This is a genomic window from Rugamonas apoptosis (assembly GCF_014042355.1).
Lineage (GTDB): Bacteria > Pseudomonadota > Gammaproteobacteria > Burkholderiales > Burkholderiaceae_D > Rugamonas > Rugamonas apoptosis.
Genome location: NZ_JACEZU010000001.1, coordinates 354,831 through 374,617, shown reverse-complemented (window position 1 = coordinate 374,617; position 19,787 = coordinate 354,831). Strand labels below are relative to the sequence as shown.

The window sequence follows — 19,787 nt, the reverse complement described above, 5'->3', positions numbered from 1 at the left end:
CGCTGGGTGCTTACATATTGCGGCGGTACTGGCCGCCCACTTCGAACAGCGCGGTGGTGATCTGGCCCAGCGAGCAGACGCGCACGGCGTCCATCAGCTTGTCGAACACGTTGGCGTTGTCGATGGCGGCTTGCTGCAGCGCGGCCAGCGCGGCTGGCGCGGCGGCTGCGTTGCGGGTGTGGAAGTCCTCCAAACGGGTGAGCTGCGACTGCTTTTCATCGTCCGTGGAACGGGCCAGTTCGATCTTCTGCGGCGCGTCGCTGGCCTTCGGATTGCGGAAGGTGTTGACGCCGATGATGGGCAACGTGCCGTCGTGCTTCTGGTGCTCGTACAGCAGCGACTCTTCCTGGATCTTGCCGCGCTGGTAGCCCGTCTCCATGGCGCCCAGCACGCCGCCCCGTTCGGCGATGCGTTCGAACTCCTGCAGCACGGCTTCCTCCACCAGGTCGGTCAGCTCGTCGATGATGAACGAGCCCTGGTTCGGGTTCTCATTCTTGGCCAGGCCCCATTCGCGGTTGATGATCAACTGGATCGCCAGCGCGCGGCGCACGGATTCGTCGGTCGGCGTGGTGATGGCTTCGTCGTAGGCGTTGGTGTGCAGCGAGTTGCAGTTGTCGTAGATGGCGATCAGCGCCTGCAGCGTGGTGCGGATATCGTTGAAGTCGATCTCCTGCGCGTGCAGCGAGCGGCCCGAGGTCTGCACGTGGTACTTGAGCTTCTGGCTGCGGTCGTTGGCGCCGTACTTGTCGCGCATGGCCACCGCCCACAGGCGGCGCGCCACCCGGCCCAGCACCGTGTATTCCGGGTCCATGCCGTTGGAGAAGAAGAACGACAGGTTGGGCGCGAAATCGTCGATGTGCATGCCGCGCGCCAGATAGGCTTCCACGAAGGTGAAGCCGTTCGACAGCGTGAACGCCAGTTGCGAAATCGGGTTGGCGCCCGCTTCGGCGATGTGGTAGCCGGAGATCGACACCGAGTAGAAGTTGCGCACCTGATGGTGCACGAAGTATTCCTGGATGTCGCCCATCACCTTGAGCGAGAACTCGGTGGAGAAGATGCAGGTGTTCTGGCCCTGGTCTTCCTTGAGGATGTCGGCCTGCACCGTGCCGCGCACGTTCTGCAGCACCCAGGCGCGGATCTTGACCGCTTCGTCGGCGCTTGGTTCGCGCTGGTTCTCGGCCTTGAACTTGTCGACCTGCTGGTCGATGGCGGTGTTCATGAACATGGCCAGGATGGTGGGCGCCGGGCCGTTGATGGTCATCGACACCGAGGTGCTGGGGCTGCACAGGTTGAAGCCGTCGTACAGCACTTTCATGTCGTCCAGCGTGGCGATCGACACGCCCGAGTTACCCACCTTGCCGTAGATGTCGGGGCGGACGGCGGGATCGGCGCCGTACAGCGTGACGGAATCGAACGCGGTCGACAGGCGCTTGGCGTCCATGCCGGTGGACACCAGCTTGAAGCGGCGGTTGGTGCGGAAGGCGTCGCCTTCGCCGGCGAACATGCGGGTCGGGTCTTCGCCTTCGCGCTTGAAGGCGAACACGCCGGCCGTAAACGGGAATGAGCCGGGCACGTTTTCCAGCATCAGGAAGCGCAGCACTTCGCCGTGGTCTTCATAGCGGGGCAGGGCCACCTTGCGGATCTTGGTGCCCGACAGCGTGTGCTGGACCAGACGGGTGCGCAGCTCCTTGTCGCGGATCTTGACCACGTAGTCGTCGCCCGCGTAGGCCTGTTGCAGGTCGGGCCACTGGGCCAGCAGCTTCTTGGCGCCGGCGTCCATGGCGCTGTCGCGCTCGGAGATCAGTTCATCGAAATCGGCGCCCAGGTTCGCGCTCTTCTTGGCGGCGGCCAGCATGCGTTTCGATTCCGTCAGTTGCTGGCGTTCGCGCGCCAGCGTGACCTGCTTGCCGGTGAACTTGTGGTAGCCGCGCACGGTGTCGGCGATTTCGGCCAGGTAGCGGGCGCGCGCCGGCGGCACGATCACATGCTTGCCGCTGGAGTATTTGATGTCGACGGCGGCCAGCTTGCCCGGCTTGGCCTGCAGGCCGAACTGGGCCAGTTTGGGCAGCAAGCCTTGATACAGGGCCGTGACGCCGTCGTCGTTGAAGCGCGACGCCTGGGTGCCGTACACCGGCATGTCGTCCGGACGCTTGGCCCACAGCTCGCGGTTGCGCTGGTACTGCTTGGCCACGTCGCGCAGCGCGTCCTGCGCGCCCTTGCGGTCGAATTTGTTGATGGCGATGAAGTCGGCGAAATCGAGCATGTCGATTTTTTCCAGCTGCGAGGCGGCGCCGAATTCGGGCGTCATCACGTACATGGACACGTCCACATGCGGCACGATGGCCGCGTCGCCCTGGCCGATGCCTGAGGTTTCCACGATCACCAGGTCGAACCCGGCCACCTTGCAGGCGGCGATCACGTCCGGCAGCGCCTGCGAAATCTCGGAACCCGCCTCGCGCGTGGCCAAGGAACGCATGAACACGCGCGATTGGCCGGCCCACGGGTTGATGGCGTTCATGCGGATGCGGTCGCCCAGCAGCGCGCCGCCGGACTTGCGGCGCGACGGATCGATCGAGATCACGGCGATGTTGAGCGCGTCGCCCTGGTCCAGGCGGATGCGGCGGATCAGTTCATCCGTCAGCGACGATTTGCCGGCGCCGCCCGTGCCCGTGATGCCCAGCGTGGGCACGCCCAGGCCCACGGCCGCGTCCAGCAATTCGGCGCGCAGCGCGGGCGCGGCCTTGTCGTTTTCCAGCGCCGTGATCAGCTGCGCCAGCGGCCGGTGGCGCTGGGCGATGTCGCCTTCCTTGAGCGGCGCCAGCGAGGTGGGCGAATACTGCGACAGGTCGATATCGCACTGCTGCACCATCCACTGGATCATGCCCACCAGGCCCATGCGCTGGCCGTCTTCCGGGCTGAAGATGCGGGTCACGCCGTAGGCATGCAGGTCCGCGATCTCGTCGGGCACGATCACGCCGCCGCCACCGCCGAACACCTTGATGTGGGCGCCGCCGCGCTGGCGCAGCAGGTCGATCATGTACTTGAAATATTCAACGTGGCCACCCTGGTAGCTGGAGATGGCGATGCCTTGCACGTCTTCGGCCAGGGCCGCCGTCACCACTTCGTCGACCGAGCGGTTGTGGCCCAGGTGGACCACTTCCACGCCGTTGGACTGCAGGATGCGGCGCATGATGTTGATCGAGGCGTCGTGGCCATCGAACAGGGAGGCGGCGGTGACGAAGCGTACCTTGTTGGCCAGCTTGGGCTGTTCCGGCACGGCGGCGATTTTCGGAGCGGAGAGGTCGTTCATGGGTGTCCTTGTAGTTCTGGGCGCGAGGCGTGGTCTGGCGGTGCTCAAATTATATGACGTTTACGTTAACGTCAAGTCAAGCGAATTCGCTGGCTTGCCGTTGGCTTGTATGACGCCAGCCACGCCCCGGCCGGGGTGTTGTCTGGTGGCGGCGGGCCGGCCTTAATTCCCGGGCAAGATTGCCTGGGGCAGGGGCCGGCCCGCCCGGTGAGGTCAGGCCGCGTGCTGGTGGCCGCCGTCGAGCACGCCCATCAGGCGCGCCTTCTCGGCGTGGAACAGGGCCACGGCTTTTTCCTTCACATGGCCGAAGCCGCGCACTTTCTCCGGCAGCGCGGCCAGCGCCACGGCCGTCTCGTAATTCTCGGCCGTCAGCCTGGCCAGGATGGCGGCCGTCATGTCACGGTATTCCGCGATCAGGGCACGCTCCATCTTACGCTCTTCCGTGTAGCCGAAGATATCGAACATGCCGCCGCGCAGGCCCTTGGCCTTGGCCAGCAGCTGGAATGCGCGCCACATCCAGGAACCGAATTGCGCCTTCACCAGGTGGCCCTTGGCATCCTTTTTCGCCAGCAGCGGCGGCGCCAGGTTGAACTTGAGCGTGAAGTCGCCTTCGAACTGCTGCTGGAGCTGCTCGACGAAGCGGCCGTCCGTGTACAGGCGCGCCACTTCGTATTCATCCTTGTACGACATCAGCTTGAAATAGGACTTGGCCACGGCCGTGGCCAGCTTGTTGCCCAGGCCGAGCGCCGTTTCCCTGGCGCGCACCTGCGCCACCAGCTCCTCGTAACCGGCTGCGTAGGCCGCGTCCTGGTAGTCGGTGAGGAACTGGACGCGGCGCTTGATGACCGTTTCCAGGCTTTGCGGCATTTGCACCACCACGGCCTGGGTCGGCGTGGCGACTTTTTCCACGCGTTTGAAGTCGACGGCGGCGCGCCGGCCCCACAGGAAGCTGCGCTGGTTGGCGGCGATGCCGACACCATTCAATTCGATGGCGCGCAGCAGCGATGCCTCATTCAGCGGCACGCGGCCTTTCTGCCACGCGTAACCGAGCATGAACAGGTTGGCGGCGATCGAGTCGCCCATCAGCGCCGTGGCCAGCTTGGTGGCGTTGATGAAATCGGCGCTGTGGTACTGCTCGGCGCCCACGGATTCGCTGATCAGCGCGCGCACTTCGTCCACCGGATATTGCCAGTCGGCGTTCTGGGCGAAGGTGCCGGGCGGCTGCTCGTGCAGGTTGATGACGGCCATGGTGCGGCCCGGACGCATCTTGGAGACGGCGTCGGCGGCGCCGGCCGTCAGCATGTCGCAACCGAGGACCAGGTCCGCCTCGCCGGTGGCGATGCGCTGGGCGCGCAGGTGGGCCGGGGTGCGGGCGATCTTCACATGCGAAGTGACGGAGCCGTTTTTCTGCGACATGCCCGTCATGTCCAGCACCGACGCGCCCTTGCCTTCCAGGTGGGCGGCCATGCCCATCAGCGCGCCCACGGTGATCACGCCGGTGCCGCCGATGCCGTTGATGAGGATGTTGTACGGTTGCTCGCAGTCGGGCAGGGCGGGCACGGGCAGCGGGCCGAAGCCGTCGTCCGCCGCATCCTTGCTGACGCCGGTCCTGGTTTTCTTCAGCGTGCCGCCTTCCACCGTCACGAAGCTGGGGCAGAAGCCCTTCACGCACGAGTAGTCCTTGTTGCAGGACGACTGGTCGATGGTGCGCTTGCGGCCGAATTCCGTTTCCTTGGGCAGGATGGAGGTGCAGTTGGACTGGATGCCGCAGTCGCCGCAGCCTTCGCACACGGCTTCGTTGATCACCATGCGCTTGGCGGGGTCGGGGAACTCGCCCTTCTTGCGGCGGCGGCGCTTCTCGGCCGCGCAGGTCTGGTCATAGATCAGCACCGACACGCCTTGCAGTTCACGCAGTTCGCGCTGCACGGCGTCCATCTCCTTGCGGTCGTGCAGGCTGACGATGGTGGGCAGGGCCGAGCGGTCCGTGTAGCGGCTCAGGTCTTCCGTCACCAGCGCTATTCGCTTTACCCCCTCCGCGGCCATCTGCTGGGCGATCATGGGCACGGACGTGATGCCGTCCACCGGCTGGCCGCCCGTCATGGCCACGGCGTCGTTGTACAGGATCTTGTAGGTCATGTTGACCTTGGCCGCCACGGCCGCGCGGATGGCCAGGTAGCCGGAGTGGAAATAGGTGCCGTCGCCCAGGTTCTGGAATACGTGCGGCAGCTTGGAGAACGCGGCCTGGCCGATCCACGGCGCGCCTTCGCCGCCCATGTGGGTGGTCAGTTTGTTGTGCTCGGGGTAGATCGAGGTGGCCATCACGTGGCAGCCGATGCCGGCCAGCGCCAGGCTGCCGTCGGGCACCTTGGTCGAGGTGTTGTGGGGGCAGCCGGAGCAGTAGAAGGCGGGGCGGAACGGGGTGTGGATGGCTTTCTTGAGGACGGCGTCCTTGGCGTCCAGGAAGGCCAGGCGGGCCTTGATGTGGTCGCAGGTGACGGGGTCCGAGATCAGGCGCGACACCCGGCTGGCGATCACGCGCGCCACTTGCGACACGGAGAAGTCGGCCTTGGAGGTCAGCAGCCATTCGCCGCGCGGGGCCACCCATTCGCCCTTTTCATCGAACTTGCCGATCACGCGCGGGCGCACGTCGTCGCGCCAGTTGTACAGCTGTTCCTTGAGCTGGTATTCGACGATCTGGCGTTTTTCCTCCACCACCAGGATCTCGTCCAGGCCTTGCGCGAATTCGCGCACGCTGTCCGGCTCCAGCGGCCACGGCATGGCCACCTTGAACAGGCGCAGGCCGACCTTGGCCGCCATGTCCTCGTCGATGCCCAGGTCCTGCAACGCTTCCAGCACGTCCAGGTAGGACTTGCCGGAGGCGATGATGCCCAGCTTGGCGTCCGGGCTGGTGATGGTGGTGTGGTTGAGCTTGTTCTCGCGGGCGTAGGCCAGCGCCGCATAGATCTTGTAATCCTGCATCAGCGCTTCCTGGTTGCGCGCTTGCTGGCCCAGCGGAATGCTGGACAGGCGCGCGTTCAGGCCGCCTTCGGGCATCTGGAAGTCTTGCGGGATCTTGCATTCGACGCGGAACGGGTCGGCGTCCACCGAGGCCGACGATTCCACCGTGTCGGCCAGCGCCTTGAACGCGACGGTGCAGCCGGAGAAGCGCGACATGGCCCAGCCGTGCAAGCCCAGGTCCAGGTATTCCTGCACGTTGCATGGGTACAGCACGGGGATCATGGAAGCGGAGAACAGGTGGTCGGACTGGTGCGGCAGGGTGGACGAATAGGCGCCATGGTCGTCGCCGGCCACCAGCAGCACGCCGCCGTGCTTGGCCGTGCCGGCATGGTTCATGTGCTTGAAGACGTCGCCGCAGCGGTCCACGCCGGGGCCCTTGCCGTACCACATGGCGAACACGCCGTCGTACTTGGCTTCACCGATCAGGTCCACCTGCTGCGAGCCCCACACGGCTGTCGCGGCCAGGTCCTCGTTGACGCCGGGCACGAACTGAACGTGGTGGCCGGCCAGGTGCGGTTGCGCCTTCCACAGGTTTTCATCGAGGCCGCCCAGCGGCGAGCCGCGGTAGCCGGAAATGAAACCGGCCGTGTTCAGGCCGGCGGCCTGGTCGCGCAGGCGCTGCATCATGGGCAGGCGCACGAGGGCCTGGATGCCGGACAGGAAGATATCGCCTTGGGTGGCCGTGTATTTGTCGTCGAGGGTGACGCTGGTGAGGCGGTCGGTGGCGGTCGCTGCGACGCCGGTGGACGTGGCAGGGCCGGTGGCCGTGGTATCAGGCATGGTGTGTTGTCTCCGTGGTATCAGATCGTGCCCGGTCTGTGGGAACGCCGGGTAGGCGCACCATGGTCGGGCCATTGGCCGCCTGTTATGGCGGCGAAGCGGCTATTTCAGGTTTGAAAATTCGCTTCGCGCCCAGTGTAGGGCTTAGTTGACGTTAACGGAAATAGCGTTTCTGGATGGGGGTATAAGAAAAAATGATGGCCGACCCGGGGTGTCGGTCTCCTGCCTTACTGGGACAGCGGGCGGGCGCCCAGCCAGGTGCCGCTGGCGCACAGCTCGGCCGCCACTTGCACGGCCAGCCGGCTGACGGCCGCCGCCGCGTTGGTGAGCGGTATGTTTTTTGATGCGCACAACACCACCGTGCGCGAGATGGCGGGGTGGTGGATGCGGTAGCTGCGCATGGTGCCCCGTTCCAGTTCGTCCAGCACGGGCGCCACGGGCAGGATGGTGGCGCCCATGTCGGCCAGGATAGCGGATTTTAAAATAGCGATCGAGTTGATCTCGATGACGTCACCCGGCGTCAGGCCCGCCGTGCGGGCCACGGTTTCGATCCGCGGCCGCACGCCATGTTGCAGCCCGGGCAAGATCAACGGCGCGGCCAGCGCCTGCGCCAGCGTGATGGCGGCGCCGTCCGGCGCGCAGGCGGCGTCGGCCCGGCAAATGAAGCGCAGTTCCTCTTCCGCCAGCGCGGTGCAGGCGAACGGCGTCAATTGGCCATCGTCGAACAGCACGGCCAGGTTGACCCGGCCCGATTTGAGCTGTTCGCTCAAGTTGCCCGTCAATTCCTCCGTCAGTTGCAGCGTTATTTCTGGATAATGTCTACGAGCGGCCATCAGCAGCGGCAGCGCCAGCGCGCCCGAGATGCTGTGTGGCAGCCCCAGGGTGACGCTGCCGGACGGGCGCGTGGCCGATTGCGTCACGGCCGACTTGGCGTCGGCCACTTGCTTGAGGATCGCTTGCGCATGTTGGTAGAACACCTTGCCCGCATCCGTGCTGAGCACGCCCTGGGCCGTGCGGTGCAGCAACTGCGCCTCCAGTTCCTGCTCCAGCTGGCGCAGTTGCTGGGTCAGGGCCGGTTGCGCCACGTGCAGCACCAGCGCGGCGCGCGACAGCGAGCCGTGGTCGACGATGGCGACAAAATAGCGGAGTTGGCGCAATTCCATGGAACTTACGGGCGCAAGTGTTGTAGGTTGTGTAAAAAACCGGTGGCAAAAACTGCCGGAAAGGCAAATGATAGTCCTGGACAGAAACTATTTGTTATACTCATTCTAACTCTTCTTGCCCTTCCAGCTATCTTCGTGAGCGTTTTGTATGTTTAAGAAAGTCGATTCCTCACAGCTGAAAGTGGGCATGTACATCCATGATCTCAGTTGCGACTGGATGACCCATCCGTTCATCCGCAACCGTTTCCTGATCAGCAGCGAAGACGAGATCCGCAAGATCATCCAGTCCGGTATCCACGACGTCGTGATCGACAGTGACAAGGGACTGGACGTGGTCAACGCGCCCACGCTGGCCGAGGCGCAGGCGGAAACGGAACGCGAGCTGGTGGAACTGGCGGCCAAGCCGGTGGTGGTGACGCGGGTATCGCTGGGCGAGGAAATGGCGCGCGCGACCCAGATCCGGCATCAGGCGTCGACCCTGGTGCGCACCGTGATGCGCGATGCCCGGCTGGGCAAGGCGATCGAGCTGGACCAGGTGCAGCCGGTGGTGCAGAACATCACGGAATCGATCCTGCGCAATCCGGGCGCGCTGGTCGGTTTGCTGCGCATCAAGACCAAGGACGATTACACTTTCCTCCACTCCGTGAGCGTGTGCGCGCTGCTGGTGGCGTTTTGCCGCTCGCGCGGCATGGATGCGGAACTCACCCACCAGGCCGGCCTGGGCGGTTTGCTGCACGACACGGGCAAGGCGCTGGTGCCGGACGCCATCCTGAACAAGCCGGGTCCGCTGACGGACGAGGAATTCGCCATCATCAAGCGCCATCCCAAGGATGGTTACGACATCCTGCTGCAGTCGCCGGAAGTGGGACCGATTCCGCTCGACATCACGCTGCACCACCACGAACGCCGTGACGGCAGCGGTTACCCCGACAAGCAGGCCGGCGACGGGATCAGCGAATTGGCGCAGATGGCCGCGATTGTCGACGTTTATGATGCGATCACGGCCGATCGTTGCTATCACAAGGGCATGTCGGCGGCCGCGGCCTTGCGCAAGATTTATGAGTGGAGCAAATTCCACTTCAATCCCACCTATGCGCAGGAATTCATGCGTTGCGTGGGGATATATCCGGTCGGCACCATGGTGCTGCTGGAATCGGGCCGGCTGGGGGTGGTGATCGAACCGCACGAGACCAATCTGCTGGCGCCCAAGGTCAATGTATTCTTCAATACCAAGCAAAATCTCTACATCAAGCCGGAAACCCTCGACTTGTCGCGCGGACTGGGCTTTGGTGGCGGCGACAAGATCGTCGGCCACGAATCGCCGTCCAAGTGGAAAGTCGACCCCATGCGCTTTCTCACGCTGGCCTGACGCTGACGCGCCCCGGCGTCAGAAGAATTCGGCCGTATCGTTCGATTCTATGGTTTGCAGCAAGCCGCCTTCGACCAGTTCGTCGTAGTGGCAGGCCAGGTTGCGGCCGTGGCTCTTGGCGTAGTACAGGGCCTGGTCGGCCTTGCCCAGGATGATGACAGGCGCTTCCACCGCGCTGATGCTGACGAAGCCGACGCTGACGGTGACCCGGCCCACTTGCGGGAATTCGTGTGATTCCACGTTGACGCGGAAGCGGTCGATGATCTTCTTGACATTGTCGAGCGTCGTCGAGCGCAGCAGCACGACGAATTCTTCGCCGCCGAAACGGAACACCCGGTCCTGGGCCCGGAACGAGGACGTCATCAGGTTGGCGATCAGGATCAGCACTTCATCGCCATACAAGTGGCCGAAGCGGTCGTTGACATGCTTGAAATGGTCGACGTCGACCACGGCCAGCCACTGCTTGTCCTGGTCCTGGTGGTGGCGCCGCTCCGGCTCGCCGGGCAGGGTCAGTGCATCCGGTTCCGGGCTGGCGGCCAGCATCTTGGCGAGCTGGTCGTCGAAAGTTTTGCGGTTGAGCAAGCCCGTCAGCGAATCGCGTTCGCTGTAGTCGAGCAGGTTCTGGAAATTGCGGTAGACGCTGACGATGCCGCCGATCACGTGGATGGTGTCGCTGGTGTAGGGCGTGGGATTGACGATTTCCAGGCAGGTGTCGGCCTTGTCGCCCAGCCAGATGGGCAGCCACAGCGTGTGTTCGCCGGCCGCGTTGGCCTCGTCGGCGCTCGCTTCGTGGCGCGCGATGCAGGCCGCCAGCGCGGGGAAGCTGCTGATCGGTTCACCGGGGCTGCCGGGGTCGGGATTGTCCACCATCTTGGCGGGCAAGCCGGCCGTGATGATGGCGCGCGGACGCACGAACAGCTGGCCGCGCACTTGCGCCAGCGACAAGACCCGGGTCTGAGTGGCATGGGCGAGTTCCTGCACCGCCGAGATCACGGAGATGTCGAGCATCGTGTGATCGCGGTGGCCGGTCATGTCCACCATGTGTTTCAGTAGGGAATCCATGTTCGTCTCTGGAAAATTGTCACACAACTATTGTGTCTCGCCACATTTCGTTCACGTCTATCAAGCTTCAGCGCGGTGTGTTTTTTGATAGTCAGGCGCACTGTGAAACGATTGCACGGGGCCTTTCCAAAGAACAGCTAAGCAGGATAATAGCTTTTTGCAATCTAGGCAATTCATGTGTGCGAAAAAAAACATTTCTCACGATTCCATGCATCTTTTTCCCGACACCGCGGCCGGCCGTCGCCTGTGCCAGCGTACTCGCGGGAAAACTCGAGCAGTTTGACATAAGCCAGCTTCCGCGTGTGCATGCTGCTGAAATTTTCCGCACAACATGCAAATAATTCCACATGGAAAGCTTGCACCAAGTCAACTCTCAAAGTGCTACGGACCCTATAGTGAACGCAATGGCACGGTAATGATAGATGGAAACGAAAGTTTCTTTATGTCATGTATATCCTGCGCCAGGGGTAGGTATGTCAATCACTTTTGGGAGTCTGTCATGAATGCAATGATCGCGGCAGCGAAGCGGTTTGTCAGGGATGAGGCGGGGATCACGGCCATCGAGTATGGCTTGATCGCGGCGGTGATGGCGGTGGTCGCGGTGGCCGCCGGTACGGCGATGAAGGCGCCGCTGGAGGCCGTCTTCACCGGTATCGGCACCAAGTTGACCAGCGCTAACACTCCTTGAGCCTCAGCGTCCTCCCGGGCTGGCCATGCCGGGAGGACTACCGTGAAGGTCGACGCCATGCAATCCGCCCTCGCTTTGATCCTTGTGTGTATGGTCGCTCAGGCGGCGCTGACGGACCTGTCCGTGCGCCGTATCCCCAACCTGCTGGTGCTGAGCGGCCTGTTGATGGCGCTGTTGTTGCACCTGCTGGGCGGCACGCACTGGGCGCCCGTGACCGACTGGCTGGCCGGTACGCTGGCCGGTTTTTTTCTCTATTTACCGCTATACCTGGCGCGCGGCATGGCCGCCGGCGACGTCAAGCTGCTGGCCATGGTGGGCGCGTTCACGGGACCGCAAGGCGCGTTGATCGTCGGCCTGCTGTCCTGCCTGATCGGCGGCTTGATGGCGCTGGCGCTGTTGTTGTACGGCGGCCGCTGGCGTGACGGCTGGCGCAATCTGGCCACGCTGTGCAAGCCCTTGTTGCTGCGCCTGACCGGGGTGCCGCTGCAGCCGGTGCCCCTGCCGCCCGGCGCCAGCGTGGGCGGCATGCCGTACGGCCTGGCCATTGCCCTGGGCACCGTGGGCTATGTGTTGTGGGGACCAGCCTGACGCGCCATCCACGGCTTGTCGCGGATCAACGCCGAGCCCGCCCCCATCGCTAGAATCAATTGCTCGTGGGAACAATCTTGCGAGCCAGACAGATTGAGGAGGACATCATGTCCGAACTTGAACAGCAAGTGTCCACCGCCGACGACCTGCCGCTGCTGCCGCCCCAGCCCAAATCGGTGCGGGAGACGGGGCTGGAGCAAGCGTTGCTGGTGGAACTGATCGCCAAGTGCCTGTATGTCGGTGGCCGCACCCATCTGCCCATCCTGACGGGCAAGTTGCGCCTGTCCATCAACGTGCTGCGCGAGACGCTGGACTTCATGCTGGCCGAACAGCTGGCCGAAGTGGCGTGGCGCGGCGAATCCGACCTCGACGTGCAATACCAGCTGACCACGGTGGGTAAGCAGCGCGCGGCCGCGTGGCAGGAGCGCTGCCCGTACGCGGGCCCGGCGCCCGTCACGCTGGACGCCTACCGCGCCATGGTCGAGCAGCAGGCCGCGCTGCTGCCGCCCGTCACGGCCGAGGACCTGGCGCTGGAGGTGGCGGACGATCATCTGGCGCCGGCCATGCATGGCTTGCTGGGGGCGGCCATGTATTCGGGCCGCTCCATCCTGCTGTATGGACTGCCGGGCAGCGGCAAGACCTGGCTGGCGCGCAAGCTGGGGCGCCTGCTGCAAGGCCTGGTGGCCGTGCCGCACGCGGTGGCGGTGGGGCAGGACATCATCCAGCTGTACGACGCGGCCGTGCACCTGCCGCCACCGCCACGGCTGGCCATGCGGGTACGCCAGGCGCAGGAGCGGCGCAGCTGCGATTTGCGCTGGATGCTGTGCCAGCGGCCGCTGGTGTCGCTGGGCGCGGAGCTGAGCGCCGACATGCTGGAGCCGCAGAGGGATGCCACCAGCGGCAGCTACCGCGCGCCGCCCCATTTCAAGGCCAACAATGGCTTGCTGGTGGTGGACGACCTGGGGCGCCAGCGCATGCCGGCCGCCGAGGTGCTCAACCGCTACCTGGGCCCGCTCGATGCCGGCTGTGACCAGGTCACGCTGCAGGGCGGCCACAAGTTCGCCGCGCCGTTCCGGCTGCTGTTGATGTTCGCCACCAACCGGCCGCCCGAGCACCTGCTGGACCCGGCCGCCTTGCGCCGCCTGGCTTACAAGATCGAAGTGGGTGCGCTGAGCGAGGCGCGCTACCGCAGCCTGTTCCGCGAACTGTGCGACGGCGCGGCCGTGGCGCGCGACGAGACGGCGCTCGACTATCTGATCGAACAACTGCACGCGGGCAGCGGCGAACCGCTGCTGGCCAGCTACCCGCGCGATATCCTGGCCCGCATCGCCGATTTCGCGGGCTTCGCCGGCGAGCCGCCGCGGCTGACGGTGGCTGCGCTGGACCAGGCCTGGATCAGCATGTTCGCCGCCTGCGGTGGCGCCGCCGACAGTGAAAACACCATCCTGTGCGAGAAAATAGCATGAAGCACCGGCGCGCCATATTGATGCTGGGGCTGGCCGTGCTGCTGGGGCTGGGGGCCGTGGCCATGGCCTCGCGCTGGCTGCTGCACAGGGCTGCAAGTGGCGGCAACAAGATCGTGGTGGCCGCCGCCGACGTCAACCTGGGACAGCGCCTGGCGCCGGAGCTGATCAAGCTGGCGGACTGGCCGGCCGACAGCCTGCCCCGTGGCGCCGTGCGCGATCCGGCCAAGCTCAGCGGCCGGGTGCTCAAGAACAGTGTGCTGCGGGGCGAGCCGCTGACGGAAACCAAGCTGGCGCCGGCCGGCACCCTGGGCGGCTTGTCGGCCCTGATCACCGAGGGCAAGCGCGCCATCACCGTGCGCGTGAACGACGTGGTGGGGGTGGCCGGCTTCACCTTGCCCGGCAACTTCGTCGACATCATCGTCTATACCCAGAGCGAAAGCGCGGCCGGCCGCGAGCAGGGGATTTCCAAAATCGTGCTGGAACGGATCCTGGTGCTGGCCGTGGCGCAGGAGGTGGGGCGCGATGAAACCAAGCCGCGCGTGGTCAACGCCGTCACGCTGGAGGTGACGCCGGAGCAGGCCGAGAAACTGGACCTGGCGCGCAGCGTGGGCACGCTGTCGCTGGTGCTGCGTAACCAGGTCGATCCGAAGCCGGGCGTGACGGCAGGCGCCACCAAGACTTCCCTGCTGGGCCAGCACGCGCCGCCGGGGCCGGTGCCGGCCGACGTGGTGGCCGCCACGCCGCCGGCCGTGCCCGTCATGCGCGCGGACCTGGCGCCGCCAGCGCCGCGCCGGACGTCACGCCACTGCATCGCCGCCATCGACGGCTTGCGCAGCACGCAGGAGTGCCTGTGAACGCGCCGCGCAAGATGGTGGCGTGGGTGGCGCGGGCGGCCGGCATGCTGGCATGCGTGCTGCTGCTGGCCGCCAGCGCCGCCGCCAGCGCCGCCGCGCCGGCGGCCGGCGGCCTGCCGCAGGCCGACATGGGGCCGGCGGTCGCCGCGCTGGCGTCGGTGCGCGCCGGCGCTGCACCTGCGGCGGCGGCGGCGCGCCAGGAGGCGCAATTGCGCTGCACGGGCGAGGCGGCCACGCCAGGCCAGCTCTCGCTCCAGTTGGGCAAGTCCACCCTGATGCGCTTGCCCGAGGCGGTGGCGGCGCGCGCCGTCGGCAACCCGGCCGTGGTGCAGGCGATGCTGGTGTCGCCCGACACGCTGTACCTGGCGGGGGTGGATGTCGGCAGCACCAACCTGATCGTGCAGGGCCGCAGCGGCGCCTGCAACGTGGTCGACGTGACGGTGGGGATCGATCCGGCCGCGCTGCAAACGACACTGGCCGCGCTGCTGCCGCAGGAGCGCGACATCCGCGTCAGCGCGGCGGCCGATACGCTGGTGCTGAGCGGGACGGTGAACGATGGCGCCACCCTGGCCCACGTGCTGGAACTGGCGGCGGCCTACGTGCGCCGGCCGGCGCAGGCGCTGGCCAGCGGCCGGGGCGAGGCGGCGGGCGGCCCGGCCGCACCGGCCACCTCCGCCGCACCGGCGGCGGCCGGCGGCGGCACGCTCCGCATCGTCAACCTGCTGGGCGTGAGCGCGCCGCAGCAGGTGATGCTGGAAGTGAAGATCGCGGAAGTCTCCAAGACCCTGCTCGACAGGCTGGAAGCGGGCGCCACCTTGCGCTTCGCGTCCGGCAGCTGGAGCGCCAAGCTGCTGTCGAATTTCCTGAGCGGCACCGCCAGGGGCATGGTCGATGCGAGCAAGTCGAACGGCAGCCAGTTCACGGTGGAGGCGGAAAAGCAGGATGGCCTGGTACGCATCCTGGCCGAGCCGACGGTGATGGCCATCAGTGGCCAGGAAGGCAGTTTCCTGGCCGGCGGCAAGATCTTCATCCCGGTGGCGCAGGACAACAACAAGGTCACGCTGGAGGAAAAGGAATTCGGCGTCGGCCTGCGTTTCACCCCCACCGTGCTGGCCGGCGGCCGCATCAATTTGCGGGTGGCGCCGGAAGTGTCGGAGCTGTCGCGCGACGGGGTGGGCATTTCGGCGGCCGGCTTCTCGAGCGGCGCCATCCTGCCGCTGATCACCACGCGGCGCGCCGCCACCACAGTGGAACTGATGGATGGCCAGAGCTTCGCCATCGGTGGCCTGATCAAGAGCAACCAGGTCAGCAACATCCATGGCTTGCCCGTGCTGGGTGAACTGCCGGTGCTGGGGGCGCTGTTCCGCAGCACGGACTTCCAGCATGACCGCACCGAACTGCTGTTTGTCGTCACGGCCCGCCTGGTCAAGCCGCTGCCGTTCAACTATGCCTTACCGACGGACAGCATCACGACGCCGGGCCGGGCCGAACTGTTCCTGGGCGGCCGCATGGAAGGCAAGCCGCCCGCGCCGGCCAGCGCCGCGCGCGCCGCGCAGGACCGTCAAGTCGAATCGAAATGAACGGAGGCTGGCCCATGTTCCCCGCTATCTCATCCCGCGCCGGCGCACGGCTGGCCAGGTGCCTGGCCGTCTGGTTGGGCGTCAGTTTGCTGTCGGCCTGCGCCGCCACCACGCCCGATTGGGACCAGCGCTTCGGCCAAGCCGCGCGCGCCACGCTGGCGCAGCAGGTGCTGCATCCGGAGGCGGCGCGCAACGCCGACCCGGTGGCCGGCATGGATGGGCGCGCCGCCAATGCGGCCCATGCGCGCTATCAAAAATCGTTCGCCGAGCCCAAGCCGCAGCCAGCCAGTTTCACCATCGGCGTGAGCGGCGGCCAATGACGTACCTGCCCGCCCTGGCGCGGGCGGGCATCCCAACGACGATGTGAAGGAACCGGAATGAAAGCGCTGATGATTAGCCGCGACAGTCTGCTGCATGCGGAAATCGCCGCCCAGGGGTCGGCCCGCATGCCGCCCGTGCAGCTGGTGGCGTCCCGCAATGGCTTGCGCGACGCGGTGGAACGGTTGATGCCGGCGCCGCCCGAGCTGGTGATTTTCGATGCCAGCGAAGTGGCGCCCGGCGAGGCGGAGCTGGTCGAACGGCTGAGCAAGCATTATCCGTCGGCTTCGTTCCTCCTCCTCACCCGCGAGGCCCAGCAGGACTTGCTGATCCGCGCCATGCGGGCCGGCATGCGCGAGGTGCTGCAACTGCCGCTGGTGCACCGCGCGTTCCATGAGACGATGGACCGGATCGAAGTGGCGGCCGGCGTCAGCCATATGCGCGACGGCAAAGTGCTGGCCTTCATCTCCTGCAAGGGCGGCAGCGGCGCCACCTTCCTGTCCACCAATTTCGGCTATGCGCTGGCGGCGCTGGCCGAACGCAAGGTGCTGCTGATCGACTTGCACGGCCAGTTCGGCGACGCTACGCTGTATGTATCGGACCAGAAGCCGAGCATGACGCTGTCCGATATCTGCGCCCAGATCGCGCGCATGGACGGCGCCTTCCTCGATTCCTGCCTGGTGCATGTGGCCTCCAACTTCGGCGTGCTGGCGGCGGCCGACGATCCCAATCACCTGGTCGACATGAAGCCGGAACACATGGACACCATCCTGCGCGTGGCGCGCCAGCATTACGACTTCATCGTGCTCGACGTGGGACGCCAGATCGACGCCATCTCGCTGCGCGCGCTGGACCAGGCCGATGCCATCTACCCGGTGCTGCAACTGGCGCTGCCCGATATCCGCGATGGCCGCCGCCTGCTCGACATCTTCCGCTCGCTCGGCTACCCGGCCGAGCGCACCCGCCTGATCGTCAACCGCTACGAGAAGGGCGGCAAGCTGCGGCTGGCCGACCTGGAACACGCGCTGGGGGCGGAAGTGGTGCACGCGGTGCCCAACGATTACATCTCGGCCACCGATTCCGTCAACCAGGGCATCCCCGTGCTGCAGCTGTCGCGCAGCAGCGCCGTGGCGCGCAGCCTGGCCGACCTGGTGGAACTGGTCACGGCGCGCCGTATTTCCGAAAGCAAGGGGCTGTTCGACCGCCTGTTCGGGCGCAGCGAGGCGGAGTAGGGCACATCACCGGAAGGAGAGCGACATGAGTCTACGCGAACGCCTGGCCATGGCCGACGAGCCCAGGGCCAACCACGGCGGCCCGCCGGCGCTGGCCGCCAGCGCTTACCTGGAACTGAAAAAGCGCATGCACCAGACCATCCTGGACCGCATCGACCTGGAGCGCCTCAAGCGGCTCACGCCGGAGCAGTTCAAGCACGAGCTGGCGCTGCTGGTCCAGCGCATCATCGAGGATGAACGCATCGCGCTCAACCAGAATGAGCGCCACAGCCTGGTGCTCGACATCCAGCACGAGATGCTCGGTTTCGGGCCGCTGGAACCGTTGCTGGCCGATCCCGGCGTGTCCGACATCCTCGTCAACACGTGCGACAAGGTGTACGTGGAGCGCGCCGGACGGCTGGAGCTGACCGAGGTGAGCTTCCACGACAACACCCACCTGATGAAGATCATCGAGAAGATCGTCTCGCGCGTGGGGCGGCGGGTGGACGAATCGAGCCCCATGGTGGACGCGCGGCTGCCGGATGGCTCGCGCGTGAACGCCATCATTCCGCCGCTGGCCGTGGATGGCCCGATCCTGTCGATCCGCCGCTTCGCCGCCAATCCGCTCACCGTGCTGCGCCTGCTCGAATACAAAAGCCTGACGCCGCCCATGGTGCAGGTGCTGCAGGCGCTGGGCCAGGCCAAGGTCAACATCCTGATTTCGGGCGGCACGGGCAGCGGCAAGACCACCTTGCTCAACGTGCTGTCGGGCTTCATTCCGGCCAGCGAGCGCATCGTCACCATCGAGGATGCGGCCGAGCTGCAACTGCGCCAGCCCCACGTGGTGCGGCTGGAAACGCGGCCGCCCAACATCGAAGGCAAGGGCGAGGTCAACCAGCGCTCGCTGGTGCGCAACGCGCTGCGCATGCGGCCCGACCGCATCATCCTGGGTGAGGTGCGCGGCGGGGAGGCGCTCGACATGCTGCAAGCGATGAATACGGGCCACGAAGGCTCGCTGGCGACGATCCACTCCAACACCCCGCGCGACGCCCTGTCGCGGCTGGAGAATATGGTGGGCATGGCCGGCGTGCACCTGACGCCGCGCGCCGTGCGCCAGCAGATCTGCTCGGCCGTGACGGTGGTGCTGCAGGTGTCGCGCCTGACGGACGGCACCCGCAAGCTGGTCAGCCTGCAGGAGATCACCGGCATGGAGGGCGAGGTGGTGGCCATGCACGAGATCTTCCACTTCGAGCAGACCGGGGTCGACGCGACGGGCAAGGTGCTGGGGCAGTTCTATGCGACCGGCGTGCGGCCGCGCTTCGCGGACCGGTTGCGCATGTTCGGGGTGCCGGTGGCGGACGCCGTGTTCGATCCGGACCGGGTGTTTGAATAGGAGACGGCGATGGACATGTTCATGACCGGCTTCGCGGTGTTGCTGTTCGCCGCCGTGATCCTGGCGATCGAAGGCAGCTGGCTGTGGTGGTCCGGCAGCCATGGCGGCGGCGCGCGCCGCATCGCCCAGCGGCTGCGGCTGATGGCGGGCGGCGCGGCCGGCAACGCGCAACAGCTCAGCATCCTCAAACAGCGCCGCTACGCCAAGGCGCCGGCGCTGGAGCGGCTGCTGCGGCGCGTGCCGCAACTGGCGGCGCTGGACCGGCTGCTGTCGCAGGCCGGCCTGTCGTGGAGCGTGGCGCAGTTCCTGGGCGGGACGGCCTCGACTTCGCTGGCCGGGATGGTGCTGCCGCTGTTCTGGGACTTGCCGCTGCCGGCCATGCTGGTGGCGCTGGCGGCGGGACTGCTGCTGCCGGGTGGCCTGGCGCTGCGCGCCCGCGCGGCACGGCTGAAGAAGATCGAACAGCAGTTGCCGGAAGCGGCCGACTTCCTCGGCCGCGCGCTGCGCGCCGGTCATTCGTTCGCCAACGTGCTGCAGATGGCCGGTGATGAGATGCCCGACCCGATCGCCGCGGAATTCCGTTTCGCCCACCGGGAAATCAATTACGGCGTACCGATGAACGAAGCGTTGCACAACCTGGCCACGCGGGTGCCGCTGACGGACTTGCGTTACCTGGTGATCGCAGTGCTGATCCAGCGCGAATCGGGCGGCAACCTGGCCGAGATCCTGGGCAGCATCAGCCGCCTGATTCGGGCCCGCCTCAAGCTGCTGGGCCAGGTGCGCGTGATGTCGGCCGAAGGCAGGCTGTCGGCCTGGATCCTGGGCCTGTTGCCGATCGGTGTGCTGCTGGTGATGACGCTGTTGAACCCGGAGTATGTGCGGCCCCTGTGGCACGATCCGACGGGGGTGCGGCTGATGTGGTGGGCCGGTGGCGTCAGCATGCTGGGCGTGTTCTGGATGCGCAGCCTGATCCACATACGGGTGTGA

At 66.1% G+C, this 19,787-nt stretch carries 14 protein-coding genes; 10 read left to right on the top strand and 4 right to left on the bottom strand.

All coding sequences use genetic code 11. The features are described 5' to 3' along the window. Positions 1 to 10 precede the first annotated feature (10 nt). The 3 genes from icmF to H3H39_RS01610 form a co-directional block, all read right to left on the bottom strand. Positions 11 to 3,310 (bottom strand): fused isobutyryl-CoA mutase/GTPase IcmF, encoded by a 3,300-nt coding sequence (icmF, locus tag H3H39_RS01620; protein ID WP_182151510.1) that lies wholly within the window; start codon positions 3,308 to 3,310, stop codon positions 11 to 13. A 213-nt stretch (positions 3,311 to 3,523) separates the two neighbouring features. Further along, a complete protein-coding gene (locus tag H3H39_RS01615; RefSeq protein WP_182151509.1) occupies positions 3,524 to 7,108 on the bottom strand; it encodes an indolepyruvate ferredoxin oxidoreductase family protein in 3,585 nt (1,194 codons plus the stop codon). 227 nt (positions 7,109 to 7,335) lie between these two features. After that, positions 7,336 to 8,271, bottom strand: coding sequence for a LysR substrate-binding domain-containing protein (locus H3H39_RS01610; RefSeq protein ID WP_182151508.1), 936 nt, complete (start codon positions 8,269 to 8,271; stop codon positions 7,336 to 7,338). A 148-nt stretch (positions 8,272 to 8,419) separates the two neighbouring features. On the opposite strand from H3H39_RS01610, the gene H3H39_RS01605 reads away from it, so the two are divergent. Further along, on the top strand, positions 8,420 to 9,640 hold the full coding sequence (locus tag H3H39_RS01605; RefSeq protein WP_182151507.1) for an HD-GYP domain-containing protein: 1,221 nt from the start codon (positions 8,420 to 8,422) through the stop codon (positions 9,638 to 9,640). Positions 9,641 to 9,658: 18 nt separating this feature from the next. Here the strand turns inward: H3H39_RS01605 and H3H39_RS01600 are convergent, their stop codons facing one another. Then, positions 9,659 to 10,702, bottom strand: a complete 1,044-nt coding sequence (locus H3H39_RS01600; RefSeq protein ID WP_182151506.1) for a GGDEF domain-containing protein — start codon at positions 10,700 to 10,702, stop codon at positions 9,659 to 9,661. A 499-nt stretch (positions 10,703 to 11,201) separates the two neighbouring features. Here H3H39_RS01600 and H3H39_RS01595 point away from each other — a divergent pair, with 499 nt between their 5' ends. The 9 genes from H3H39_RS01595 (at position 11,202) to H3H39_RS01555 (ending at position 19,787) form a co-directional block, all read left to right on the top strand. Beyond that, on the top strand, positions 11,202 to 11,390 hold the full coding sequence (locus H3H39_RS01595) for a Flp family type IVb pilin (RefSeq protein WP_182151505.1): 189 nt from the start codon (positions 11,202 to 11,204) through the stop codon (positions 11,388 to 11,390). Positions 11,391 to 11,447: 57 nt separating this feature from the next. After that, positions 11,448 to 11,978 carry an A24 family peptidase gene (locus H3H39_RS01590; protein WP_182151504.1) on the top strand — a complete coding sequence of 177 codons (531 nt, stop codon included), beginning with the start codon at positions 11,448 to 11,450 and terminating at the stop codon, positions 11,976 to 11,978. A 107-nt stretch (positions 11,979 to 12,085) separates the two neighbouring features. Beyond that, on the top strand, positions 12,086 to 13,444 hold the full coding sequence (locus tag H3H39_RS01585; protein WP_182151503.1) for a DUF8689 domain-containing protein: 1,359 nt from the start codon (positions 12,086 to 12,088) through the stop codon (positions 13,442 to 13,444). Continuing rightward, on the top strand, positions 13,441 to 14,298 hold the full coding sequence (cpaB, locus tag H3H39_RS01580; RefSeq protein ID WP_182151502.1) for a Flp pilus assembly protein CpaB: 858 nt from the start codon (positions 13,441 to 13,443) through the stop codon (positions 14,296 to 14,298). The genes H3H39_RS01585 and cpaB overlap by 4 nt, the downstream gene beginning before the upstream one ends. Then, positions 14,295 to 15,878 (top strand): type II and III secretion system protein family protein, encoded by a 1,584-nt coding sequence (locus tag H3H39_RS01575; RefSeq protein WP_311196822.1) that lies wholly within the window; start codon positions 14,295 to 14,297, stop codon positions 15,876 to 15,878. Before cpaB ends, H3H39_RS01575 begins: the two co-directional genes overlap by 4 nt. 14 nt (positions 15,879 to 15,892) lie before the next feature. After that, positions 15,893 to 16,198 carry a hypothetical protein gene (locus H3H39_RS01570; RefSeq protein WP_229217816.1) on the top strand — a complete coding sequence of 102 codons (306 nt, stop codon included), beginning with the start codon at positions 15,893 to 15,895 and terminating at the stop codon, positions 16,196 to 16,198. 57 nt (positions 16,199 to 16,255) lie between these two features. Further along, positions 16,256 to 17,428 carry a CpaE/TadZ family protein gene (locus H3H39_RS01565; protein ID WP_182151501.1) on the top strand — a complete coding sequence of 391 codons (1,173 nt, stop codon included), beginning with the start codon at positions 16,256 to 16,258 and terminating at the stop codon, positions 17,426 to 17,428. Positions 17,429 to 17,453: 25 nt separating this feature from the next. Further along, on the top strand, positions 17,454 to 18,800 hold the full coding sequence (locus H3H39_RS01560) for a TadA family conjugal transfer-associated ATPase (RefSeq protein ID WP_182151500.1): 1,347 nt from the start codon (positions 17,454 to 17,456) through the stop codon (positions 18,798 to 18,800). 9 nt (positions 18,801 to 18,809) lie between these two features. Then, positions 18,810 to 19,787 carry a type II secretion system F family protein gene (locus H3H39_RS01555; RefSeq protein ID WP_182151499.1) on the top strand — a complete coding sequence of 326 codons (978 nt, stop codon included), beginning with the start codon at positions 18,810 to 18,812 and terminating at the stop codon, positions 19,785 to 19,787.